General features: G+C 49.3%; 20 protein-coding genes and 1 other RNA gene. 11 read left to right on the forward strand and 10 right to left on the reverse strand.

Going from position 1 to position 24,119, the window contains the following annotated elements; translation table 11 throughout:
• Positions 1 to 4: 4 nt before the first annotated feature.
• From T325_RS05875 to rlmN, 5 genes are all read right to left on the reverse strand, one after another.
• Entirely contained in the window at positions 5 to 538 is a 534-nt protein-coding gene (locus tag T325_RS05875; protein ID WP_051949752.1) for an LptE family protein, read from the reverse strand.
• 58 nt (positions 539 to 596) lie between these two features.
• Positions 597 to 1,838 carry a sigma-54 interaction domain-containing protein gene (locus T325_RS05880; protein WP_036911344.1) on the reverse strand — a complete coding sequence of 414 codons (1,242 nt, stop codon included), beginning with the start codon at positions 1,836 to 1,838 and terminating at the stop codon, positions 597 to 599.
• Between the two features lie 66 nt (positions 1,839 to 1,904).
• Positions 1,905 to 2,909, reverse strand: a complete 1,005-nt coding sequence (locus tag T325_RS05885) for a lysylphosphatidylglycerol synthase transmembrane domain-containing protein (protein WP_036911346.1) — start codon at positions 2,907 to 2,909, stop codon at positions 1,905 to 1,907.
• Entirely contained in the window at positions 2,906 to 3,991 is a 1,086-nt protein-coding gene (locus tag T325_RS05890; RefSeq protein WP_036911348.1) for a PdxA family dehydrogenase, read from the reverse strand. The genes T325_RS05885 and T325_RS05890 overlap by 4 nt, the downstream gene beginning before the upstream one ends.
• A gap of 20 nt (positions 3,992 to 4,011) precedes the next feature.
• Complete coding sequence (gene rlmN / locus T325_RS05895; RefSeq protein ID WP_036911350.1) at positions 4,012 to 5,055, reverse strand: dual-specificity RNA methyltransferase RlmN; 1,044 nt, start codon at positions 5,053 to 5,055, stop codon at positions 4,012 to 4,014.
• A 135-nt stretch (positions 5,056 to 5,190) separates the two neighbouring features.
• Here rlmN and T325_RS12570 point away from each other — a divergent pair, with 135 nt between their 5' ends.
• Together T325_RS12570 and T325_RS05905 are read left to right on the forward strand one after the other, a co-directional pair.
• Positions 5,191 to 8,877, forward strand: a complete 3,687-nt coding sequence (locus T325_RS12570) for a DUF4922 domain-containing protein (protein ID WP_081911071.1) — start codon at positions 5,191 to 5,193, stop codon at positions 8,875 to 8,877.
• Positions 8,870 to 10,141: an MFS transporter gene (locus tag T325_RS05905; protein WP_036911352.1), complete on the forward strand. Its 1,272-nt coding sequence runs from the start codon at positions 8,870 to 8,872 to the stop codon at positions 10,139 to 10,141. The genes T325_RS12570 and T325_RS05905 overlap by 8 nt, the downstream gene beginning before the upstream one ends.
• A gap of 45 nt (positions 10,142 to 10,186) precedes the next feature.
• Here the strand turns inward: T325_RS05905 and T325_RS05910 are convergent, their stop codons facing one another.
• Both T325_RS05910 and T325_RS05915 read right to left on the reverse strand, forming a co-directional pair.
• A complete protein-coding gene (locus T325_RS05910) occupies positions 10,187 to 11,107 on the reverse strand; it encodes a serine O-acetyltransferase (protein WP_036911355.1) in 921 nt (306 codons plus the stop codon).
• A 74-nt stretch (positions 11,108 to 11,181) separates the two neighbouring features.
• A complete protein-coding gene (locus tag T325_RS05915) occupies positions 11,182 to 12,048 on the reverse strand; it encodes a hypothetical protein (protein WP_143058352.1) in 867 nt (288 codons plus the stop codon).
• Positions 12,049 to 12,414: 366 nt separating this feature from the next.
• Here T325_RS05915 and T325_RS13015 point away from each other — a divergent pair, with 366 nt between their 5' ends.
• A complete protein-coding gene (locus T325_RS13015) occupies positions 12,415 to 13,476 on the forward strand; it encodes a rhodanese-like domain-containing protein (RefSeq protein ID WP_091767993.1) in 1,062 nt (353 codons plus the stop codon).
• 87 nt (positions 13,477 to 13,563) lie between these two features.
• Here the strand turns inward: T325_RS13015 and ssrA are convergent.
• Positions 13,564 to 13,964, reverse strand: a transfer-messenger RNA (tmRNA) gene (ssrA, locus tag T325_RS12575).
• 169 nt (positions 13,965 to 14,133) lie between these two features.
• Between ssrA and T325_RS05930 the strand changes: the two genes are divergently transcribed.
• Genes T325_RS05930 through T325_RS05965 form a run of 8 tightly spaced genes read left to right on the forward strand, consistent with a single transcriptional unit; the run spans position 14,134 to position 22,100 of the window.
• A complete protein-coding gene (locus T325_RS05930) occupies positions 14,134 to 14,922 on the forward strand; it encodes a polysaccharide biosynthesis/export family protein (RefSeq protein ID WP_036911360.1) in 789 nt (262 codons plus the stop codon).
• An 8-nt stretch (positions 14,923 to 14,930) separates the two neighbouring features.
• Positions 14,931 to 16,496 (forward strand): GumC family protein, encoded by a 1,566-nt coding sequence (locus T325_RS05935; protein WP_081911072.1) that lies wholly within the window; start codon positions 14,931 to 14,933, stop codon positions 16,494 to 16,496.
• Between the two features lie 18 nt (positions 16,497 to 16,514).
• The gene (locus T325_RS05940; protein WP_036911363.1) at positions 16,515 to 17,663 is read left to right on the forward strand and encodes an EpsG family protein; all 1,149 of its coding nucleotides are present in this window, start codon (positions 16,515 to 16,517) and stop codon (positions 17,661 to 17,663) included.
• 53 nt (positions 17,664 to 17,716) lie between these two features.
• Complete coding sequence (locus T325_RS05945; RefSeq protein ID WP_231622198.1) at positions 17,717 to 18,973, forward strand: oligosaccharide flippase family protein; 1,257 nt, start codon at positions 17,717 to 17,719, stop codon at positions 18,971 to 18,973.
• Positions 18,960 to 19,724, forward strand: coding sequence for a glycosyltransferase family 2 protein (locus T325_RS12355; protein WP_051949740.1), 765 nt, complete (start codon positions 18,960 to 18,962; stop codon positions 19,722 to 19,724). The genes T325_RS05945 and T325_RS12355 overlap by 14 nt, the downstream gene beginning before the upstream one ends.
• Positions 19,721 to 20,593, forward strand: a complete 873-nt coding sequence (locus T325_RS05955; RefSeq protein ID WP_036911365.1) for an alpha-1,2-fucosyltransferase — start codon at positions 19,721 to 19,723, stop codon at positions 20,591 to 20,593. The genes T325_RS12355 and T325_RS05955 overlap by 4 nt, the downstream gene beginning before the upstream one ends.
• Positions 20,594 to 20,604: 11 nt before the next feature.
• Positions 20,605 to 21,417, forward strand: a complete 813-nt coding sequence (locus T325_RS05960) for a glycosyltransferase family 2 protein (RefSeq protein ID WP_036911368.1) — start codon at positions 20,605 to 20,607, stop codon at positions 21,415 to 21,417.
• A gap of 56 nt (positions 21,418 to 21,473) precedes the next feature.
• Positions 21,474 to 22,100, forward strand: a complete 627-nt coding sequence (locus T325_RS05965; RefSeq protein ID WP_036911370.1) for a sugar transferase — start codon at positions 21,474 to 21,476, stop codon at positions 22,098 to 22,100.
• On the opposite strand, the gene T325_RS05970 is transcribed toward T325_RS05965, so the two are convergent.
• Positions 22,097 to 22,564, reverse strand: a complete 468-nt coding sequence (locus tag T325_RS05970) for a lipocalin-like domain-containing protein (RefSeq protein ID WP_036911372.1) — start codon at positions 22,562 to 22,564, stop codon at positions 22,097 to 22,099. The genes T325_RS05965 and T325_RS05970 overlap by 4 nt on opposite strands.
• Positions 22,564 to 24,045, reverse strand: coding sequence for a capsule assembly Wzi family protein (locus T325_RS05975; protein ID WP_036911374.1), 1,482 nt, complete (start codon positions 24,043 to 24,045; stop codon positions 22,564 to 22,566). Before T325_RS05975 ends, T325_RS05970 begins: the two co-directional genes overlap by 1 nt.
• Positions 24,046 to 24,119: the final 74 nt, after the last annotated feature.

The following is a 24,119-nucleotide window of genomic DNA, read 5'->3' on the forward strand; positions in this document are numbered from 1 at the left end:
TTTCTTACCAGTTGGCTACGGTTGCGTTGAATATCTGGTCGATGATGGCATCGAACATCTTGCCTACGAGTTCCTCCTGTACGGAGTTGAGCGAGAGGGTTGAGTCGTAGCTCTCCTGAGCCGTGAACTGCTGTTCGAAGTCCTCAGCGTGGTTTGTATTGTTGGTAAACCTCACGTTGACGGTGATCGAGAGCTCGGTAGAGGCTGAGTAGCCCTCGGCGCTGACGGCCTTGTTGCGCTGCTCGTAGCGGATGATTTCGCCCTCTATCTTCAGGTCGCCATTGCGCTTCACCTGTTCCAGCTTGGTATGGCTGGCGTACTCGTCTTTCAGACGGTTGTTGAACATCGACCCCATAGGTGCCCACACATAGCTGGAGCGCACGGGAAAGTCGGCGATCTGGATGGTTTTAGTCTTGTTATAATCGATGCTGGCGCCGTTGAACTTATAGCTCACGGAGCAGGATAAAAGTAAAAGGGCAACAAGGTAAAGGGGTAGAACCTGGCACAGTTTTCTGCCAACACCGGATTGCCTTATCATTGAGAAAATCTTATCTTTCATCTTTTTACTTTTTCTTCTTACTTTCCACCCCACCCGCTCAGCTGTCGAGTCCATACTGCTTCAGTCTGCGGTAGAGCGTGCGATCGCTGATGCCCAGCTCCTGCGCGGCTTTACGGCGGTTGCCGTGGTTGCGCTCCAGGGCTTTCTCGAGCATCTGCTTGCTCACGTCGTTCAGGTTCAGGTTCTCGGGCTCCCGTTCGGGTTCTACATACTCCTCGGCAAAGGCGTCCTCGGCCATCGGCTGCATGGGCTGCATATGGCTGATGGGCTGTATCGGCGCCAACTGGCTGCCTCCTGATATCTGCGTGCCTGCGCCTGCTGCTCTTGTGCCCTGCACGTCGTCGAGCTGCTTTTTCAGCAGCCCCATCTCGCGACGCATGTCGTTCACGTTTCCGCGCAGTTCGAAGAGTATCTTGTAGAGTATCTCGCGTTCGTTCTCAAACGAGTGGTCGCCCTCGCGATGGATGGTGGCCAGCTGGGTGGTCTCCTGGTCCTGCGGAATAAACTGGCTCAGCATGGCTGCCGTGATGTTGCGTTCGGGCGAGAGGATGCTGATCTGCTCGGTGATGTTCTTCAGCTGACGCACGTTGCCGGGCCACTTATACTTCATCAGCAGCTGCTTGGCGCCCTCGTCGAGCACCACGCGGTCCATCTTGTACTTCTCGGCCATCTGCATAGCAAACAGGCGGAACAGCAATACGATGTCCTCGCCACGGTCGCGCAGAGGCGGTATCTGGATGGGTATCGAGTTCAGGCGATAGTAGAGGTCCTCGCGGAAGCGGCCCTCGCTGATGGCCTGACGGATATTCACATTGGTGGCTGCCACGATGCGCACATCGGTCTTGCGCACCTCGGTGGCTCCTACGGGTATATACTCGCCCGTCTCGAGCACTCGCAGCAGGCGGGCCTGAGTGGCCAGCGGCAGTTCGCCCACCTCGTCGAGGAACAGCGTACCCTTGTTGGCCACACCGAAGTAGCCTGGCGAATCGTTGATAGCGCCCGTAAACGAGCCCTTAACGTGGCCGAACAGCTCGGAGTCGATGGTACCCTCGGGGATGGAACCGCAGTTGATGGCGAAATACTTCTCGCGGCGGCGGGGAGAATTGTCGTGTATCACACGGGGGATAATCTCCTTACCCACTCCGCTCTCGCCGACGATGAGCACACTAAGGTCGGTCGGCGCCACTTGCAGAGCGACGTCGAGCGCATGGTTCAACGCTTCGCAGTTGCCTACGATGTTGTACCGCTGTTTGATTGTCTGAAGTTCAGAAGTCTTCATTGAGCTGACAAAATTACATATTATTTCTGAATTATCTGCAATTTTGGCAGAATTTTAACACAAATATCATTTTTCGCGCTTGTCGAACTTGATCAGCGCCAAGCCGACGGCCGTCCAGATGAGTTCGCGCACACGCACCAGCAGCGCCACGAAGATGCCCGCCTGAGCCGACAGGCTGAGTCCCTCGGTAGACATGAGGAAACCGCCCTCGCGGCCACCCAGTTGCAGAGGCATGAAAAAGAGCATGTTGGCGAAAAGCGTGGTGAAGGCGTAGATGAGCACGCATTGAGGTATCGTCACCTCAGGCATGATGACCAGCAGGATGAAGTATATCTCGAGCGTGGAGAACAGACGGCAGCCGAGTTCGAGCAGCACGGCAGCGACAAACGTGCGGGGATTCTGATTGTGAAGCGCCGCTATCTGAGCATCGACCTCGGCCAGCTTATCCTTGTTGCGCTCCACATAAGGCTGAGCCCACTTCTTCACCATCGGGAAGTGGCTCAACAGCTTCATACCCGTCACGGCAATACCTTTACGATAGCCCCGCTGGAAGAACCAGATGGCCAACAAAGCCACGGCTGCGATGATGGGCAGCAGAATATAGGTGATGGGGGTCATCTTCTGTGTGAACAGATAGAGAGGCACCGAGAGCAGCCAGAACCAGAAATGGCTGTAGATGTGGGTCATCACGAAAAGGATGACCGACGACGAAGCTTTCTGACCGCCGATCTTCGGCGAGAGCGACATGATGCGATAGGGTTCGCCACCCATCAGTCCGCCTGGCGTAGCATAGTTGAGCGCAAAGGCCGAGACGGTGATTTTATAGAGCCACCAGAAGCCCACCTTGCACTTACGGCACACACCATGCTCGTTGCCGATGCTGTTGATAATGATATACCACGAGGCGGTGTTGAGCATGTAGAGCACGCCCCAGAGGGCTATCACGGCGAGAAACCAGTAGCCGGCATGCCTGACGCCAGCCCATACTTCGTGGAAGTCGAGCTGTGTCACCATCACGATCAGCACTATCAGACCGAAGATGAAAAAGCCGTTCTGGTATTTCTTCTTCATTCCTTCGTTTCAGCAGGAGCAGCAGGCTGCGCTCCTGGCTGGGGTTTCTTGAACAGGTCCTTGGCCTTGGGCATGGCAAAACGGGCCTTATCGCCGTCTTCGCGCTTCTCATGATAGAGTTTCGGCAGCGGATGGGCGAAGGGGGCATCATAGCTGATGCGGTTGCGATACATGTCGATGGCCGTATAGATGGCATGACGCAGCGAGTGTTCGCTAGCGACACCCTGTCCGGCAATATCGAAAGCAGGACCGTGGTCGGGGGTAGCACAGATGGCGGTGATGCCCGCCTTCAGTTTAACGCCATACTCCTGAGCAAGGGTGTCGAAGGCCGCCACAGCCTGATCGTCGAACATAGCCAGAACACCATCGAACTGCTCATACAGGTTATTGCCGAAGAAGTCGTCGGCTATGTAGGGGCCAAAGGCCTGAACATGCTCTTTCTCCATCGCCTCGATGGCGGGACGGATGATTTCATTCTCTTCAGCGCCCTCCTGAGGATTCAGCGCCAGCACGGCGATACGGGGGTTGGAGATGCGGAAATCGCGCTTCAGACTCTGATGGAAGATAACGGCCTTATCGACCAGCCTTTCCACAGTAATCGACTGAGGTACATCCTTGATAGGCAAGCGACTGGTTACCAAACCGATACGTACGGCATCGCACACCATCAGCAGCAGTGCCTTGTCGTCTTTCGAAGGATTGGGGTTCGGCTTCACGGGTGCCATCACCAGCACATCGTAGAGTCGCTTCACCATATCTTCCTTGGCGCGCTGCACAGCTTTACGAGCTGCCTCTGCCGACTCGTCCGTGGGCTGACCGAACTCCACCTTCACGTCATCGTCGAAAGCAGCCAACACGTTCAGACGCCCCTCGCGGGCCTCCTCGGCGTTGTTGATGGCATTGAACGGAATATCCAGATTCAGTGCCTTACGATGATAGGCTGCCACCTTGGGCGAGCCATATATAATAGGTGTACAGAGCTCAAGCATCATGGGGTCTTCAAACGTTTTGAATATCACCTCATAGCCTATGCCGTTGGTATCTCCGTGCGTGATGGCCACGCGAATTCTTCTATCTTCCATATTTGTCAATTATCGTTTTATCATTTCTCTTTCAGCCCTCCCTTGGCGGCCGTCGACAGCAAGCCACACGCGGCAAAGATGTCTTGACCACGGCTGGCGCGTATGGTTGTAAAGACACCGTGCTTCGTCAGATAATCCCGCAGCGCCTCCATACGTTTCTCGTCGGCACCGGGCAGGTCTACGTCTGGTATCTCGTGGAAACGGATTAGATTCACCCTGCATTCCAAGCCCTGCAACAGCTTCACGATCTCACGGGCGTGAGTGGTGGTGTCGTTGAGTCCGGCAAAGCAGATGTATTCAAACGAACAGCGGCGCTGGTGGGTGAAATCATATTGCTTCAGCAAGTCGACAACCTCGGTGATCGACATCTGGCGCTCGGCAGGCATCAGCCGCTGGCGCTGCTCGGGCAGCGGCGAGTGCATCGAAATGGCTACATGGCACTCGCTCTCATCAAGGAAACGCTTCAGTTTGCCCTTTACGCCCACGCTGCTCACCGTGATGCGGCGAGGGCTCCATGCATAGCCCCAATCCTGCGTCAGCACCTCTGTGGCACGCAACACGTTGTCGAGGTTATCCATCGGCTCTCCTTGTCCCATGAACACGATATTGGTCAGCGTCTCACGCTCTGGCAGCGCATAAATCTGGTTCAGGATGTCACCAGCCGTCAGACTTCCCTCGAAACCTTGCTTACCCGTCTGACAGAACAGGCAGTTCATTTTACAACCTACCTGACACGACACGCAGAGCGTGGCTCTGTCGCCATCAGGAATGTATACCGTCTCTACGAATTTCGAAGCGTCGCCTACAGGGAAAAGATACTTGATGGTGCCGTCTTTGGAGCGCTGACAGTCTATGGGGTCCATCGCGCCGACAGCATACTGCTCAGAGAGCCGCTCGCGGTTGGCTTTCGAGATATTGGTCATATCATCGATACTCCTCACGTGCTGCTGATACAGCCACTTCGCTATCTGGGCGGCCGTAAACTGGGGCATACCCAGCTCTTTCACAGCAGCCTTCAGTTCTTCGAGCGACATGCCAAGCAAAACTTTCTTTTCGATGTTCATTGATTTCAAATTTGCTGCAAAGGTACGAATTACCAAGTGAAATACCAAATTTATTTGGATTTTCCATTCATTTATTTGGTATTCTCGAAAAATTATGCGAAATTTGCACCTTAAATAAACGACTAAATACACCCCATGAGAGAAAAAATTGATTGTTTTTTGCCTTGCGACGACATTCAGGCCACTCAGCACACTGTTTCGCAACTGAGAGGCAGCAAGACTATTCAACATATCTATCTGCTTGTCACAGAATCGCTTTCAGACAAGGACGCCAGAACCCTCTCTGACTGCAAACAGATTCTCGTCGACAATCTCTGCAGCAGCAATACCATTGCCAGCATTGCCGAAAACGCACAGGCCGACTATGTGCTGCTACAGACGAAGCCTCGCCAGCTGCAGATGGGCGACGGAGCCCTCGACCGCATGCTGCGCATTGCCTCTGACTCTGATGCCGCCATGGTCTATGCCGACCACTACGACATCACCGAAGCCAAGCGACAGGATCACCCCGTCATCGACTATCAGAAGGGCAGTATACGCGACGATTTCGATTTCGGTTCGCTGTGGCTGATCAAGACGTCTCTGCTCCACACCTTCGCCATGCAGGCTGGTGAGCACGATTATCGCCACGCCGGGCTCTATGCCCTGCGCCTCTTTCTGAGTCGCAACGGTCAGCTGTTCCACATCAATGAGAAACTCTACACAGAAGAGGAGACGGATACCCGAGCCTCTGGCGTGAAGCAATTCGACTACGTGAACCCTGCCAACCGCGACGTGCAGGTTGAAATGGAACATGCGGCCACAGCTCATCTGGCTGAAATAGGCGCTAAGATAGACCCTTCTTTCTATCGTCGCCCAGACTTCAACGAACAGGAGTTCGAGTTCGAGGCCTCTGTCATCATCCCCGTTTACAACCGCGAGAAAACTATCTGCGACGCGGTGAACAGCGCTCTGGGGCAGAAAGCCAACTTCAAGTTCAACGTCATCGTCGTTGACAATCACTCTACGGACAAAACCACGGAGCTGCTGCGTTCCTTCCACGATGAGCGACTGGTGCATATCATTCCAGAGCGCACGGATCTGGGCATTGGCGGCTGTTGGAACCAGGCCATCAACGACGACCACTGCGGACGCTTTGCCGTTCAATTGGATTCCGACGACCTCTATTCTTCGCCCAAGACACTGCAGCAGATAGTAGACTGCTTCTATAAGCAGAACGCTGCCATGGTGATTGGCTCTTATCGCATGTGCGACTTCGAGCTGAACACCCTACCGCCAGGCTTGATAGACCACCACGAGTGGACTGACGAGAATGGGCCCAACAACGCTTTGCGCATCAACGGACTGGGCGCTCCGCGTGCCTTCTTCACCCCTTTGCTGCGCCAAGTACGATTTCCCAATACATCGTATGGTGAGGACTATGCCCTGGGGCTCATCTTCTCACGCCACTACCGAATAGGCCGCATTTTCAGCGAGCTCTATCTCTGTCGACGCTGGGGAGGCAACAGCGATGCTGCCTTGAGTATCGATAAGGTCAACGCCAACAACCTCTACAAAGACCGTTTGCGCACACTCGAGATTATGGCACGCCAACAGATGTTGCAGGGCAAGCAGGAGCTGATGAACGACTCACCACTGCTGCGCTTTTTCAACCGCCAGCTCGAGAAGTGGGACGATGCACGGAACCGCTATCATGATCTGCGCAACGCCAAGAGCCGCGAACTCGTCATGGGGGCATCGAACATCCATGTACAGTGGAATCCTGCCCGCATGGTGTCAACAGGAGCCAGCATCGACAAGAAGGCCATTGCCGAGCGCCCTTGTTTCCTCTGCGAGCGCAACCGTCCCAAGGAACAGCTCAAGAAATCTATCGACAGTCAGTATGATCTGCTGGTCAATCCCTTCCCCATCCTGCCCATCCACTTCACCATTCCCAGCGTGAAGCATGAGCCACAGCTCATTCGCGAGGCTTACGGCAAGATTCACAAGATACTTGGGGAGTATCCAGAACTCATGGTGTTCTACAACGGTCCGAAATGTGGAGCCTCAGCCCCCGACCATGCTCATTTCCAAGCAGGTACCAGCGGCATTCTTCCATTGCAGATGTCGTGGAAGCGACTGAGTCACAACCTTACGCCGATTATCAGTCTTAACGAGGATGAGGGCATATCGCTGATTGACGAATATCTCTGTCCTGCTTTGCTTATCCGCAGCCGTTCACAGTATGGCGACGAACAACTGTTCCGACGCCTCTACGAAGCTCTGCCGCAGCGTGAAGACGAGACAGAACCTATGATGAACATTGTGAGCTGGCGCCACGATGACGAGTATCTTTCGGTGGTTTTCCCACGTCGCAAGCATCGACCAGACTGCTATTATGCTGATGGCGACGCTCAGTTCATCATATCTCCAGGAGCACTCGACATGGCGGGACTTATCATCACTCCGCGTCAGGAAGATTTCGAGCGCATCACACCGGAAATGGTGCTCGACATCCTAAAGGAGGTATCGCTGACACATGACGAGTTGCAGCAGGTCATCGCTAACCTGAAGAGCAGTGAGCCCGAGAAGCGCCCCATGCTCAACGCCCAACTCTCTATTCAGAAAGAACCTAGCGTCAGCGTTGGCATCATCACTGCCGACAAAATATCGTTCTCGCTCAACAGCCCTTATATCGCCAAAGGCGAGGTCATCACTGGCGAGCAGACCGTTAAGTTCTCCGAGGGCGGCATTCTGTGGCGAGGCACACTCTATCGTAACCTTACCTTCAGGCCACAGGAAGGCAATGCATCGTTCTCTCTGCAAGATGTCACCATCGGTGTCAACTTCCATTGGGAGCGCAAGGAGACACAAACCTTCGAAGGCACCCTGCGCATTGTCGTAGAGGCTGACAAGATAGTGGCAATCAACGAGTTGCCAGCAGAAAAGTATCTCACCAGCGTCATCTCCAGCGAGATGTCGGCAACATCATCACTCGAGTTTCTGAAGGCTCATGCCGTCATATCACGTTCATGGCTACTGGCTCAGATGGAGAAGCGCCAGAAGCATCAGGAAGGAACTGACAGTTTCTTCTCGTTTATCAAGAAAGACGATGAGCTTATCCGCTGGTACGACCGCGAAGATCATACTATCTTCGACGTATGTGCCGACGACCATTGTCAGCGCTATCAGGGTATCACCAAGGCCAGCAATAAACATGTTGAGGAGGCCATTCGCGAAACTCGAGGTCAGGTATTGGCCTACGACGGCGAAATCTGCGATGCCCGTTTCCATAAATGCTGCGGTGGCGAGACAGAAGAGTTCCAATATTGTTGGGAAGACACGCCCAAACCTTATCTTGTGAGCTTCAGCGACCCTTATTGCAACACCAGCGACAAGCATATCCTTTCGCAGGTTCTCAACGATTTCGACCAGGAGACGCCCGACTTCTATCGTTGGACGGTGGAATACACGCAGGAGCAGCTTTCAGAACTCGTGAACCGTAAGCTGAAAGACGATTTCGGACTTATCGAGGACCTTGTCCCCCTCGATCGCGGTAAGAGCGGCCGCATCTGGCGCCTCAAGATTGTTGGCACCAAGAAAACCTTCACCATCGGTAAGGAACTTGAGATACGTCGCGCACTCAGCGAGAGTCACCTTATGAGCTCTGCCTTTGAGGTGGAGAAGCAGAACGGGCGTTTCATCCTTCACGGCAAGGGCTGGGGACACGGTGTGGGTCTTTGCCAGATTGGTGCCGCCGTGATGGGCGAACAGGGCAAGAGCTATGACGAGATTCTTCTTTTCTATTATCGCAATGCACAAATAGAACGTCTATATGAGTAAACAAAAATCCCCCTGGGCTTGGGTGCCCACCCTTTATTTTGCCGAAGGCGTGCCTTACGTGGCCGTTATGACCATCTCGGTCATCATCTACAAGCGCCTCGGCTTGTCTAACACCGACATCACGCTCTACACTTCATGGCTCTATCTGCCTTGGGTCATCAAACCTCTGTGGAGCCCTTTTGTTGACATGTTGCGCACCAAGCGCTGGTGGATTATCACCATGCAGATACTGATTGCCGCCGCCCTGGCAGGCATCGCATTCACTATTCCTGGTCCTTTCTGGTTGCAGGGGTCACTGGCTTTCTTCTGGCTGATGGCCTTCTCGAGCGCCACCCACGACATTGCAGCCGACGGTTTTTATATGCTGGGGCTCAACCAGCACCAGCAGGCCTATTTCGTAGGCATACGTTCCACATTCTATCGCATAGCCACCATCTTCTCATCTGGTTTGCTGGTTGGTTTGGCTGGCGCCCTTCAGGTGCTCACACGCAGTATCCAGTACTCGTGGAGCCTTGTATTCTACCTGGTAGCGGGCCTCTTCATCGCCCTGTGGCTTTACCACAACTGGGCTCTACCACGCCCTGCCGAAGATGGTGAGAAGACACAGAAGACAGCCCGCGACATCATACGCGAGTTCTGGCTCACGCTGGTCACTTTCTTCCATAAGCCCCAAATGTGGGTAGGCATCTGCTTCATGCTGTTCTACCGCATGCCAGAAGGACTGCTATCTAAAGTGAGTGCGCTTTTTCTGGTTGACAGCACCAAAAACGGCGGCTTAGGGCTCTCAGACGGCGAGTTCGGCCTTGTTCAGGGCACTGTTGGCGTCATTGGTCTCACACTTGGTGGCATTCTTGGCGGCATCTGCGCCAGCCGCGACGGACTGAAGCGCTGGTTATGGCCTATGGTGATGGCTATCACGATACCCGATATCGTATACGTCTACCTCTCCTGTGCCCTGCCCACTGATCTCATCGTCATCAACATCTGCATTTTCTTAGAGCAATTTGGTTATGGCTTTGGCTTCTCAGCCTATATGCTCTACCTTATCTATTATAGTCAGGGTGAGCACAAGACTGCCCATTACGCTATCTGCACCGCCTTCATGGCCCTGTCGATGATGATACCCGGGCTCTTTGCGGGAGCCCTTCAGGAGAGTGTAGGTTATCAGGGGTTCTTCCTCATCGTAATACTCTCCTGCCTCATTACCTACCTCGTGTCATCGCTACTGAAGATAGACCCAGAGTTCGGAAAGAAAAAGGCATAAAGAAAGGCTTCCAGTTTTTGGAAGCCTTCTTTATTCTTACACATATTATATTCCTGCACCGTCTTGGAATCCAGCGTCAACAGCCTTGCTCTGCAGTATGCGCGAGTTTGGCGGTACACTATGCGTCAGCCAGATGTTACCACCAATCACCGAGTGGTGTCCGATGGTGATGCGGCCAAGGATAGAGGCGTTTGAGTAAACCGTCACATGATCCTCCAGAATCGGGTGGCGCGGCACATTCAGCATATTGCCGTTCTCATCATACTTGAAACTCTTGGCACCAAGCGTCACGCCCTGATACAGACTCACGTGGTTGCCAATGATGGCCGTCTCGCCTATCACGACACCCGTACCATGGTCTATCGAGAAATATTCGCCTATCTTCGCGCCAGGATGAATGTCGATACCCGTTTTCGAATGAGCTAACTCTGTGATGATTCTTGGAATCACGGGCACCTTCAGCTCATGCAGTCTGTGGGCCACACGATAGTGCGTCATCGCATTCATGACAGGATAGCAGAATATCACTTCACCATAGTTCGAAACAGCCGGGTCGTTGTCAAACATCGCCTGCACATCGGTATACAACAGTCGCTTAATCTCTGGCAGCGTGTCGATAAACTCCAGCGCCAATCGCTCAGCCTCGTTATATACCTGTTCCTTGGTGTACATCTGCTCACAATCCTCACAGAACTGCAGTCCGTGGGCAATCTGCTTGGTGAGCTGAGTCAAAAGCTCCTCCATGTGAACACCTATGTAATACGAACGTATGGTCTCGTCGGGCTGTCGCTTGTTAAAATAGTCAGGGAAGATGATGCTTTTCACCAGCTTTACAATCAGCTTCACCTGCTCTACCGAGGGCAGCGGAGCCACTGTGGCAGGCATCATGCCAGCCTCATTCTCACTGTATTTCGACAGCAGTGCCACGTTCTTGCGCAGCGTTTCATTCTGTTTCTTTTTGTCCATATCGGTGGCAAAAGTACGAATAAAAGAGTAAAAACGCAAAAGATTTCGTTCTTTTTTCTATTTCAGAGTCATTTTCAGAAAGGAAAATCGATATCCGGCCCCCACTCGTCATCAATCCTGACGATTATTTCAACCAACATCTCAGAGCTCTCATTGTCGAAAAGATTACCCTTACAAACCGTCACGCTGTTACGCTGGACAGGGAGGCGTGAGATTTTCTTCTCGGTCAATGGGGTAGCTGATCCCTTTTCATTTACAGAATAAGTCCTTATAGCAAGATCTATCGAATCTTTCTCCGCACTTGGAATCATATAGAATCCAAATTGCTTGTCAGCACTATTCACATCCTGCACAACGGTCTGATTGGTATTTGTGCTTCCATACCCCGTCAGTCCGTCAAACGTTCCTTTGCTACCTTTATAGCTGAATATCATCTGGTTCATCTCCGCAGGTGCCTTATCGACTGGGATAATATTTATGCGCGACACAATCCTGTTCAGCGTCAGGTCCTCCACAACAGCCTCGTCACCAATCTCCAAGTCCCTAGCGCACCAGAAGGTGTCGCCTAAATCACTTCCTGAGATTGATACCCTTTCGTTTTTACTGAAGGAAGGGTTATTCGAGGCGCTATGCCCCACTACAATAAGATAATAATGTCCCCTCTCTAGCGTGAAATAGGCATTTCCAAAACCATCGCCGTCGACTTTCTGATTCACATACGCCACCCGTTCGCCCACATCGTTATATATATGGAAACACAGCCTTGAACACACATCCTCAATCGACCCCTTCGTTTTTGCAGGGAACGACGCCTGCTCATAGCTGACGATGCGCAGCATCACGTTAGCATCATTCGTGCCATCCTCATCGTTAACTACCATCTTCTCACACGCTGACACCAGCAGCGTCAGCACAATCAGCACACACAAGTTTTTTTTCATTTTGATACTCATTTGTCTGTTTAGTTTTTTTGCTTTTTACATTTTACTTATTACGTTTGCAAAGGTAACAAACAATTTTGAATTATACAATATTTTGGAATGAAAATTTTCATAATACCCATAAAAAAGTAACGTTTCTTGGTAATAAAAGACTTTCCCCGTAACAAACTACAGGTTTATAAGCCACAAACCCACACTTTCCTCCGAGCAGAAACAGAAACAGTTATACCAGCATGGTGTCTGTAATCATGGTGCCCCAATGTGTTTTTTATAAAATATACACGAGAACTATTGCACAATTCAATTATTTTTTTTACCTTTGCAAACAGTTAAGTCCACACGAAAGATAAACGAATTGCTTTGAATATGATGAAGAAGATTTTCACACTATTACTTGCCTCGATGGGGCTGACGACAGCCTGTGGGCAACAGACTTTCGAAAATGCCGACGTAGAGGCATTCGCCAAGCTGACAGGCAGCAGCGACGTAATACTGCTCGACGTGAGAACGGAAAAAGAATTTAACGAGGGGCACATTCCCGGGGCTCTGAACATCGACCAGGCTGAGGGCGATTTCATGGAGAAGGCCAAACAGGCACTGGCTAAGGACAAGACCATCGCCGTATATTGCCGCAGCGGACGACGCTCGGCTAATGCAGCAGGCCGACTGGCTGCCGAGGGTTACAAATGTGTCAACCTGCTGGGAGGCATCATTGCATGGAAAGAGGCTGGTCGTGAGACTGTTGCAGCCAGTAAGTACGAGATGGATGTTTTTAATACCAAAAGCGGTAAAGAGGTAAAGATATATGCCCTGCTCCACGCAAGTATCCGCATGACTTACGACGGCAAGGAGATAGAGATAGACCCGGTGACGAAGCTGGGCAACCGCACCACCGACTATCAGGCCATGCCAAAGGCCGACTACATTTTCGTGACTCACGAGCATGGCGACCACTTCGATAAAGAGGCCATCGCCCTGCTCACCACAGAGAACACGAAACTGATAACCAACAAGCGCTGTGCCGACATGATAGGCTATGGCGAGGTGATGGCTAACGGCGACGCGCTGACGCTGGCCGACGACCTGAAAGTAGAGGCGGTGCCTGCCTATAACTACACAGAGGGGCACCTTCAGTTCCACCCCAAAGGACGCGACAACGGCTATATCCTGACCATCGACGGTCTGCGGATCTACATCGCAGGCGACACGGAAGACATCCCAGAGATGGCGGAACTGAAAGACATCGACATCGCATTCCTGCCCTGTAACCAGCCCTACACGATGACACCAGAACAGTTGGCAAAGGCTGCCAGAATGGTAAAAGCCAAGACGGTATTTCCCTACCATTACGGTCAGACAGACGTAACATCCCTACCCCCAGAGCTACAGGCCGACGGCATTGGCGTGAGGATACGCCACTACGAATAGCGGCTAACTAAATCCAAGAAAAAAGCCATATTTCTTTCTAATAACACAAAAAAAGAGAGCCTTCACGAGGCTCTCTTTACGATATTCTTGTGGAGCTGGAGGGAGTCGAACCCTCGTCCAAACAGGGAAACCATACGCTTTCTACACGCTTATTCCAGCCTTCGGTTTTCGAGTAGCAGCAAGACCTGGACCACCAACTGCGACCTTAGCTCCAAAAATTTCATCTGAATGTCGGAGCCCAAACAGACTATTTCCGATTTAACCTGCGCCGCTGAATCTTTGGATTCGGAACAACATCCTCGGAGCGACGTCTCGTTCTCTCACCTTGTAAGAGAATAAAGCCAGTAATCTACTGTACTTCGATTAGGCAGCGAGAGCGTAACGTGTTTCGCCAATTAATTTTTCCCTGACTCAGATTATGGAGGGAACCAAGAAGCCTCCGCGTGCTTACGTACCATCTCAACCCGCTGTCAAATCCAGTCAACCCCAAGTCTTGAAAAGTAGTAGCGAAAAAGCGCTCACTAGCGATTTCAGCGTGCAAAGATACGATTATTTTGTGAATAAGCAAGTTTTTTCACAGATTTTTAGTAATTTTGCAGTCGTTATCTATAATAACTACGCGCGCAAGAGCGTTTAAATAAATAAAAAAACGAGAAAATGAAGTTCAGAAACATGATACTGGTGGCGGGAGGAGCAATGCTGATAGCATCGTGCGCCACGCCCAGAAACTACAACTATCTGCAAGACCTGCAGAACGGGCAGAAGATAACCACCTCGACAGATGGTACGATACGCTTGCAACCTAACGACCAGATAACGGTGCTTGTGAGAAGTAAGGATCCAGAGATGGGCAACCTTTTCAACAAGGGCATCATTACCAACCTGAAGGCCGGTCTTGCCGACCAAAGTCTTTATATGATGGGCTACACCATAGGGCCTGACGGCTGCATCGACATGCCCTCAGCAGGCAAGATAAGCATTTCAGGGAAAACACGCTTTGAGGCACAGGAGACCATTCAGAACAAACTTCGCGATTCGGAACTGCTAAAGGATGCCAACGTAACGGTAGAGACAACAAACATGACCTATACCGTGATGGGGGAAGTGAACGAGCCAGGCAACTATCAGATAGAAAAAGATGTCATAACGCTGTTTGAGGCATTAGGAAAGGCGGGTGACATCAATGTATACGGTAAGCGCGACTCAGTGATGGTGATACGTCAGATAGGCAAGGAAAAGAGAATATACAACCTATCCCTGAACTCTGGCAAGGATATCTTCAGTTCTGATGCTTACTATATACAGCAGAACGACGTCATCTACGTGAAGGCCAACGATACGAAAGCTCGCCAGTCGAAGACGCCAGGCAACGAGAGCCGTACGCTGAGTTTCTGGCTCACGCTGGCATCTGTATTGACAGCATTAGGAGTAGCAATTTTCAAGTAAGAAGAAAAATGGGAAAAGACTTTATTAAGATATGCATCAGTAAATGGCGTTGGTTTGCGGCGTCGACGGGAACGATGTTGGTGCTGGCCATTATGTTTCTGCTCGTTGTGCCTCCAAAATATGAAAGGCAGGCCACCATACTGATTAAAGACGAGACAAGTGGAGGCGGACTGCTTTCGTCGATGATGGGAAACATGGGTATGCTGGCTGGTATGGCAGGCCTCAACATATCATCGAATGTACTCAACGAGATGGAAATCATCAAGTCGCCAGGCATGCTGAGCAAGGTGATAGACAGAATAGGGCTTGAGGTGCGCTATCAGGCCTACGACGGACTAATGAAGCGTGATTTGTGGCAAGAGACGCTGCCTATAAAGGTCAGCCTTCCTCAGATAGGCAAAGACGAAGCCGCCTACATGAAGATGGATTTGAGGAAAGACGGCACCTACACGCTCTACAAGCTGCGCAAGAACGGCAAGAAGCTATCTGGCGAAGCCATCGGCAAGGTTGGCGAGGTATGCCAGACGCCACTTGGCAAGGTGTCAGTCATCAAGACAAAAGACTTCGACAAGAGCTTCACTGAGGACGATGAGATGACCATCCGCATCACTAAAGAGCGTCGCTACGACATCATCGACCGTATACAGAAACAACTGAGCGTAGACCTTGCAGACGACCAGACATCGCTTATCAGTATATCCTGTCGCAACCAGATAGAGGCTCGCGCAGAACTCATCATTAATACGCTCATTGAAATCTATCAGGAAGAATGGCTAAAGGACAAAAAAGACGTGGCTGATGCCTCGACATTGTTTATCAATGAACGCATAAAGGGCATTGAGGCAGAACTCAGCGGACTTGACTCAGACATAGCGCAGTTTAAGGGTCGCAACTTGTTGCCCGACTATGAGGAGGTTGCAAAGATGTATATGAAGAATGCCTCGATAGCCTATGAACAGCAGGTGAAAGCAAGCAACTACCTATACATGCTGCAGCAGATGCGTAATGAGGTGAAAAACATCGATGGAAAGAACATCGTATTGCCAGCTAACCTATTACCAGACAACCAGAATGTGGCACTGGAGATTGCAGAATATAACAAGCTGCAAACCAAACGCAACTCTATGGTGGAAAACAGTAACGAGAACAACCCGTTGGTAAAAGACCTCGATTTGCAGCTGAAAGGCATGCGGGGGGCCATTATTAACTCCCTCGATCAGGCTGTTAATCAGCTAAAGGCCCAACATGCGGGTGCTACCAACCAAGAGCTCAAACTGAAGGGCGAGATATCAATGGCACCTGAAAAAATAACGAAGATACTGCCTGCAGAGCGCAAGCAGAAGATTATTGAGGCATTATACATCTATCTGCTCGAGAAACGTGAGGAAAATAATATCACCCACGTATTCAACGCTCGCAACATGAGACTTATTTCACCTCCTATCGGCGACTGGAAGCCAGCGTTCCCCAAGAAAAGTACAACAATCATAGTTGCCATACTCATAGGACTGATACTACCGATTTTAGTTCTTTTCCTCAAAAGAAATATTCGAAGTATACTCGAAGAAGCATAACAGACCAAAAGAGAAGGAATGGCGATAATCTTTATCTTTTTCGCACTATTTCTTGGTGTACACTATATCTCCAAGACATTCAGCAATCCAGGTAAGGCACAGCTTTTCCAGCTCATCGTTTGCTTCATCCTACTCTTCGGATTCTTCGGATTTAGAGATATTACGGTACTCAATGACACATCGCACTACTATGGATTCTATTATCAACGAGCTCATGTTGCAAGATACCTGAACGAAACGGTTTTCGCATATCACGTGACAGATAAGTTTGAATATGGATTCCAAGTACTATGCCACATATTGATAAAATACGTGTCGAAGAACCCCTACACCATCATTATCCTGTCAAGTCTTGTTATCACTATAGGTGAACTCTGGTTTTTCAACCGTCATTCCAGACATATTGCCAAGATGTGCTTCTACTTTCTCATTGCCAACCTGATGTTCATGCACTACTGTATCATCCGTCAGGCATTAGCTATCTTGCTATTCTATGCAGCTTTCGAACAGATGGACAAGAGCATCAGGAAATATCATCTGCTGATAGCCTGTGCCTGTCTGTTCCATATCTCAGCAATATTTCTGTTTCCCCTGCCCTATATCCGCAAGATACACCCATCACGACGCACAATCATGATTGTCGTTGGCGCGTCAGTGATATTCGCATTTACCGTTTTCGAGATACTTGCTCTTCTGGGCATGCACGATCATCCATATTACAAGGCAGCCATACAGAGGGAGTCAATATCCATAGTAGGACTCGCAGACTTGGTCATTCTGCTGTTCATACTGGGCACATGCGTCTACATTCACAGAAAAAAGCGATACGAACAGATTGAAAATACTTATTTATGGATAGGGATAACGATGCTGTGTGTGAGTATCATTTCTCTCGTATTTTATCCCATTGCCCGTGTGAACGAGTATTTGTGGCCATTTCTGATGCTCCTGCTCTTGAGATACATTGACCCCACAGTACTGAGAAAACAATATCCATGTAGAACAGAAGGTGCCCAGAATCTGTTAAGATTAATAGTAATTATCGTCTTTGTAAGCAAGATGATAGGCGTAAACACCTTCCGTCCCGAGTGGTTACATGTAGATGAATATAAATTCTACGACTTCGAGAAGCCAGTCCACACATATAACCTTTATCCTCAAGAATAACCATGAAAGAATCTCTCATTAACAAATTAAAAGCCTCAGACATTGCCTTAAGAATGACAAGAGGAGCTCTCTGGTCTTTTACAGGAACGGCTCTCGGGAAGTTCTTCGTTTTGCTGACAGGCGTCATCTGTGCCCGTATACTGGGAAAAGAGGGATTCGGAGAACTTGGGATCGTAAGGTCGACACTTGGCATGTTCATCATTCTTGGTTCTGGAGGAATAGGAGTAACTGCCACGAGGTTTATTGCGGCCTACAGGGAAAACGACAAAGAGCACGCCGCTGCCATCTACCGCCTGTCGAATATATTTGCCACTACGTTAGGAATTGTCACTACGTTGCTGCTCATAGTATTGTCTAGCCTACTGGCAGAGAACATACTGAACTCGGAAAAGTTGACCTTCACTCTGATAATAGGTACTACCGTGCTCATAATGTCTATTCTGAACAGTTCTGAGAGCGGTACATTAGCAGGATTTGAGGATTTCAGATCAATAGCCGTCAATACCCTTATTGCAAGTATAGCGGAAGCTGTCGGCATGATTGTCGGAGCATACTATTTCCAACTGAACGGTGCCATATTAGGATTTGGCTTAGGCGTGTTTGTACTATACCTAACGAATAAACGGTCTGCAATCACTTGTTTTAAGGAGGCTGGCATCCATGTAAAAGGGGCAAGTATAAGGAAAAATGACTGGCAATTAATATACAAATACAGTCTGCCCGCTACACTATCGGCATTGATGGTGACTCCTGTATTCTGGCTTATACGGTCAATGCTTATCAACACAGGAGGTTATGGAGAACTTGGTATCTTCGAGGCTGCCGACCAGTGGAAAGTCATCCTGCTATTTGTTCCTGGGGCTGTGTGTCAGATTGTCCTGCCTATCCTGTCGAGCATCACAGACTCACGACAATTCAAAAAGGCTCTGTTGGGAAACCTCTTACTGATTGGAGGCATATCCACAACTCTCGCCTTGCTGGCGTGGGTGTCAGCACCTGTCGTCATGCCTTTCTATGGTAAGACATTTGACAATCCGACACCTCTGGCTTATCTCGCCATATCCACCATTCCGACTGCCATTTCACAAATTCTGGAGATGACGCTTTACAGCAAAGACAAGATGTGGTTAAGCCTTACCTTCAATATACTCTGGGGCGCCACCACCATATTATTGACATGCCTTTTCCTACAAAGAGGACAAGGTGCGGCAGGAATTGCGCTGGCCATATTGGTAGCATATACCATTAAGATGGTGTGTATAGGAGGCTATCTATTCACAATCAAATCAAATCACCATGCCCAAATTTAGCATTATCATACCCACCTACGAGCATACAGAGCTTCTAGAAAGAGCACTGCAATCCGTGATAACGCAGAATCTTGTGGATTGGGAGGTCATTATCAGTGATGACTCTATAAGCAATGACGTAAAGGACTATGTAGAGAGCTTGCGAGATGAACGCATCAGTTACTTGAAGCACAACAAAGGCGTAACAGCAGCTGAGAACTGGAACTTCGGGATGCAAGCTGCCAAAGGCGATTATATGATATTGATGCATCATGACGAGGCTTTTACAGTGTCTACACAACTTCAGTGTATCGCCCAAGCATTTGAAACGGGAGTTCAGGTGGTGGTATCGAATATAGAAATAGAGAAAGACGGAAAAACATCAAAAGGAAGACCTCGATGGCTGAAAAAGCTGGCTCTAAGAAACCCATCGTTATTGTTGCTTTGCAATGCTATCGGGCCCACGGCCTGCATGGCTTTCAGACAAGAGCGGAAACAGCCTTTCAACAGCCAGCTATCGTGGTTAGTGGATGCAGAGTGGTATTACAGAATGCTGAAAGGCGCTACGACCCTGTTTCTGGGAAATATTTCCATACGATCGTATCACGGTCATCAAGGGCAACTGAGTTTAGAGATGAACGCGCTGGAAGCCTTTAAGCACGATCAGGCCACGATTAATAAGACCCACAGCAGCGAGCCCTGCGTGAGATATATGACAATCCTTTACGGATGTCTGATTATGAGAACAAAAAAAATATTTTGCAAGATATGAAGATTGTGAGGATTTCAGGAGGGCTGGGCAACCAGATGTTCCAGTTTGCGCTCTACGAGGCATTGCGCAGGCAGCATCCCGAAGAGGAGATGCTGGTAGACCTGCACGGCTTCATTGGCTATAAGAAGCATCGGGGCTTCGAACTGCCCAAGGTGTTTCATGTGGCCTACGAAGAAGCAACACTTGGAGAGATTGCGAAGGTGGCCTACCCCTACCCCAACTATCAGTCGTGGCGCATTCTGAGCAGAGTGCTACCATGCAGAAAAACCATGCTGAAAGAGAAGCCCGATTTCAGTCTGGAACCAGAAGCGTTAACTCGTCCCGGGGACACCTACTACGATGGTTACTGGCAGCACGAGGAATACTTCGACAGAATCAGCGGCGATATTGTGAGACTGTATCACTTTCCTGATTTTGAAAACGATAAGAATCAACTTGTGGGCAAAATGGCATTAGAGACAAACAGTTGTGCCATACACATCAGGCGAGGAGACTACCTGACAGATCCTCTGCGACAAGGTACGACCTCACTGGATTTCCCCCTTAGAGCCATTAAATGGATGAAAGAGAACAAAGCTCCTGAGCAATGGCTGGTATTCTCTGATGATATGCCATTAGCCAGGGAATGCCTGAAAGCCGTTTTGCCAGAAGAGAGAACCTGCTACGTAGACTGGAACCAAGGTATCAGAAGCATCAACGACATGCACTTGATGAGTCTATGCAAGAATCACATCATAGCCAACTCCACTTTCTCATGGTGGGGCGCCTGGCTATGTCAGAGAGAGGACGAGACTGTAGTGGCGCCTCATGAGTGGATGAACAGAAAAAACGTGGTGTCGCCAGCAGTAAAAGATTGGATTAAATTATAAAGAGACTGATCGTGAAATTCTCTGTATTGATAGCCGTTTACGACAAGGAGCTACCCTCGAACCTGAGACAGAGCCTTGACAGTATCTTCAACCAGGAGATGCCTCCCAATGAGATAGTGCTGGTGGAAGACGGACCCATAACACAGGCTTTGGAGCAGGTTGTAATGGACTACACCATCATGTATCCAGAACTGAAGGTAGTGAAACTGGAACACAACGTCGGACTGGGACTGGCATTGTCAGAAGGACTGAAGCACTGTAGCTATGACATCGTGGCGAGAATGGATTCTGACGACCTGTCGCGCCCAGAGCGCTTCAGCAAGCAAGCAGCCTGGATGGAGTTGCACCCTGAGACTGATGTCATAGGATCGTGGGTAGATGAGTTTTCGGATGATTCATCGAAAATCATCTCAACCAGAAGATTGCCTGAGACGCACAGCGAACTGCTCAGATTCAGTCGTTACCGCAACCCAATGAACCATCCTACAGTGATGTTCAGGAAAAAGGCGGTACTGGAGGCTGGAAGCTATCGTCACTGTCCACTATTTGAAGATTATGACTTATGGGTCAGGATGATGCAACATGGAGCAAAATTCCATAATCTACAGGAATCGCTACTATTATTCAGACTAACCACACAATTGTTTGATCGAAGAGGCGGAAGAATGTATATCAGACAGGAGTTGAATTTTCAACGGAAGATGTACCATATGGGACACATTACACTGAGCCGACTGATAGTAAACTGTATCGTGAGAACATTGCTCAGACTCATACCCAATGGCTGGCGAAAATTTGGTTATTTATTTTTCCTCAGGAGATAATAAAACAGAGAAGAAGACGTTATATTATAAATTAATGTAGAACTAAAGATTACTGAATGGAGCATAATTACCCGTATATATATGATGGTATGAACGCGTTTGAGAAAGAGGTGAAGCGTTGGCTTGACTTCTTCTTGGCAACATTATGTCTTATCATCTTCTCTCCCCTATTCCTTGCATGCTATATTGCAGTAAAACGTGGCAAAGACGGGCCCGTGATTTTCAAGCAGGAACGCATTGGACGCTTTGGCAGACCTTTTTATATCTACAAATTCCGCAGTATGACTGTCGATGCGGAATCTGAAGGTCCGCAGTTAAGCAAGCAAAGAAAAGACAAACGCCTGACTAAGGCGGGAAAGTTCCTACGTAACCACCATCTTGATGAACTGCCTCAACTTTGGAACATATTCGTGGGTGATATGGCTTTTATCGGTCCGCGACCAGAACGCAAATTCTACATAGACAAGATTATGCAGCACGATCCACGATACACGTATCTGTACCAAATCCGACCAGGCATCACATCGATGGCAACGCTTTATAACGGCTATACAGATACGATGGAGAAGATGCTGAAGCGTCTGGAGATGGATTTAGACTATCTGGAACATCGCTCATGGTGGCTTGACGCTAAAATATTGGGATTGACGTTTCTGAAAATCATATTTGGCAGAAAGATCTAGTATTTGCGGAATTCCATCCTACCTGAATACGGATCCCTACTGACGAGCACCATTCTGCTAGACGTCAGTTCCTCAATCTGGAACAACTGTCCATTAGCATTATTGATGCCATAAGGCATAAGATAGGCAGACACAGTCGTATCTGTATTCTCTATCATACGATCTCCGTTGTCACGATCGACAAAATAGAATTTGTTTAGTTTCAACACATCGCCATTGCGCTCAAAACTGGCAATGATATCCTGATTAACTTTTTTCACATCGCGCAATTCGAGGATACTTCCCTGGAACGACCACGTGATACCGCTATTACGCATATCAACCTTTCCCATGGTACCACAGAAAACATCCTCCCTTGACGTCATCTGCCAAAAGCCGTCCAGGTTGCCATTATCAGAACCATCCACGTCGCAGGCCGTCAAAACCAATGCTACACCTATTATATATATGAAGAAACGTTTCATTATTTTATTGTTTTTACAATCGAAAGCTGAATGCCGTAATTATCACCACGAAGCTTACCGGAATCCATTGCGAAGGCGCCATTCAGGCTCCAGCCTTGCCTCATGCAATAACTCACCTCTGCCAATAGACTCGTGTTCTCCTCTGGATTAGGAGGAAGATAGTAGTAAGAGCCATAGCTTTTCTGCCAAGTAGCCAAAATACGATAGTGAAGATTTGACAATGGAGTACCACTAAGTCCTAAATGCCATGCCACAAAGCGATTATGACAGACCTCAATATTGCCATCACAGTTATATAGAGGTGAGAGATAAAGTGGATTTCCCATCACTTGTCCCCAATGCTGCCAACCTGTGAATAAATGATGATTGTAGTAGTTGTCACGCCCGCTGATTTGGTGATGTATGTTTGAGGTTTCATCATGATAAACAGGTCCTGCCTGATATTTTGTATAAAGATATTCAATCACGATGTTTTGTAACCAAGGATTATGTTTCAACTTGAGTTCAGCACCCGACATCCAGTCTTTAAAGTCATAACGCATATACTTGTCACCACTCTTATTGAAATGCGTCAACATAGAATGGTCCTCAAAGAACTGATCAGCATAGAGTCCAAGATTCCATGCAGGCTGGTCGAAATTCAGACGAGCCACCCAGGAGCCAAGATGATTACCCTCAGCATTCTTAAAATCGCCATCGGTCGCATCAGAGCCACTCATGAATAGTGCATTTTTAAAAGCTTTCAGACCACCATCATTCTTATAAACTTTCTCCACACCGTTTTCATAAAGATAGGATGTGCCACCAAACTGAGTTGCCAACTCCAGCCCCAACTCCAATGTAACGTTCTTGGGGCCTACCTTCAGATAACCCGCCTTGCTGTGGTAGAGCGTACCATCGGTATATCGCTGTCGGGGAGCAACGAACTCCTTCTGCCAGTTGTCGTCAGTAGTCTTACCAAATGCGACATGCCCCTTCAATGCCAACCAGTTCCCAGTGATTGGAATTGTCCAATAATCAGGTAGGGCTATCCTAACCTGAGGTATCGGACGAGCGTTGATACCCAAGGTCTGAGAGCCTGTGCTGAGTTCCTGATTCTTCAACTCCATAGGATACTCCTTGGCACCAACGGTAAGGACCCCTTTCTGCCAGCGCCCTTCTACATAAGCCTGTTGCACCACCAACGTACTTGTAAAGCCCGTTGCCACAGCCACATCCACGCCATATCCCAAGCCCCAGCAGCGGCCATCGTCAGCAGAAAGAGGACGCTCCACGGCTCCACGCACATAACCATTAGTTGTTTTCAGGCTACTGAGTCCGTATTTATTGGCATTGAGCCACAAAGGGGTATTGTCGCCTGCAGATAATGTAGTCTGGAATCCCACTCGATACTGCAAACTGTCAGTAAGCGAAAGTCTCTCTTGTCCAGAGGCTACAGAGACACCACACAGGCATATTATGATTGGCAATAATCGTCCCATATTCGGGACAAAGGTACGAATAAGTAAGTACAATACCAAATAATTTAGAGACTTTTCGAACTTACTCCTACTTA

The sequence above is a fragment of the Prevotella sp. FD3004 genome, from assembly GCF_000746155.1.
Lineage (GTDB): Bacteria > Bacteroidota > Bacteroidia > Bacteroidales > Bacteroidaceae > Prevotella.

What these genes read in the sequence shown, in the direction of transcription:
- T325_RS05875 (WP_051949752.1), bottom strand. Translation starts at nt 538, where the DNA reads ATGATAAGGCAATCCGGTGTTGGCAGAAAACTGTGCCAGGTTCTACCC.
- T325_RS05880 (WP_036911344.1), bottom strand. Translation starts at nt 1,838, where the DNA reads ATGAAGACTTCTGAACTTCAGACAATCAAACAGCGGTACAACATCGTA.
- T325_RS05885 (WP_036911346.1), bottom strand. Translation starts at nt 2,909, where the DNA reads ATGAAGAAGAAATACCAGAACGGCTTTTTCATCTTCGGTCTGATAGTG.
- T325_RS05890 (WP_036911348.1), bottom strand. Translation starts at nt 3,991, where the DNA reads ATGGAAGATAGAAGAATTCGCGTGGCCATCACGCACGGAGATACCAAC.
- rlmN (WP_036911350.1), bottom strand. Translation starts at nt 5,055, where the DNA reads ATGAACATCGAAAAGAAAGTTTTGCTTGGCATGTCGCTCGAAGAACTG.
- T325_RS12570 (WP_081911071.1), top strand. Translation starts at nt 5,191, where the DNA reads ATGAGAGAAAAAATTGATTGTTTTTTGCCTTGCGACGACATTCAGGCC.
- T325_RS05905 (WP_036911352.1), top strand. Translation starts at nt 8,870, where the DNA reads ATGAGTAAACAAAAATCCCCCTGGGCTTGGGTGCCCACCCTTTATTTT.
- T325_RS05910 (WP_036911355.1), bottom strand. Translation starts at nt 11,107, where the DNA reads ATGGACAAAAAGAAACAGAATGAAACGCTGCGCAAGAACGTGGCACTG.
- T325_RS05915 (WP_143058352.1), bottom strand. Translation starts at nt 12,048, where the DNA reads ATGAAAAAAAACTTGTGTGTGCTGATTGTGCTGACGCTGCTGGTGTCA.
- T325_RS13015 (WP_091767993.1), top strand. Translation starts at nt 12,415, where the DNA reads ATGATGAAGAAGATTTTCACACTATTACTTGCCTCGATGGGGCTGACG.
- T325_RS05930 (WP_036911360.1), top strand. Translation starts at nt 14,134, where the DNA reads ATGAAGTTCAGAAACATGATACTGGTGGCGGGAGGAGCAATGCTGATA.
- T325_RS05935 (WP_081911072.1), top strand. Translation starts at nt 14,931, where the DNA reads ATGGGAAAAGACTTTATTAAGATATGCATCAGTAAATGGCGTTGGTTT.
- T325_RS05940 (WP_036911363.1), top strand. Translation starts at nt 16,515, where the DNA reads ATGGCGATAATCTTTATCTTTTTCGCACTATTTCTTGGTGTACACTAT.
- T325_RS05945 (WP_231622198.1), top strand. Translation starts at nt 17,717, where the DNA reads ATGACAAGAGGAGCTCTCTGGTCTTTTACAGGAACGGCTCTCGGGAAG.
- T325_RS12355 (WP_051949740.1), top strand. Translation starts at nt 18,960, where the DNA reads ATGCCCAAATTTAGCATTATCATACCCACCTACGAGCATACAGAGCTT.
- T325_RS05955 (WP_036911365.1), top strand. Translation starts at nt 19,721, where the DNA reads ATGAAGATTGTGAGGATTTCAGGAGGGCTGGGCAACCAGATGTTCCAG.
- T325_RS05965 (WP_036911370.1), top strand. Translation starts at nt 21,474, where the DNA reads ATGGAGCATAATTACCCGTATATATATGATGGTATGAACGCGTTTGAG.
- T325_RS05970 (WP_036911372.1), bottom strand. Translation starts at nt 22,564, where the DNA reads ATGAAACGTTTCTTCATATATATAATAGGTGTAGCATTGGTTTTGACG.
- T325_RS05975 (WP_036911374.1), bottom strand. Translation starts at nt 24,045, where the DNA reads ATGGGACGATTATTGCCAATCATAATATGCCTGTGTGGTGTCTCTGTA.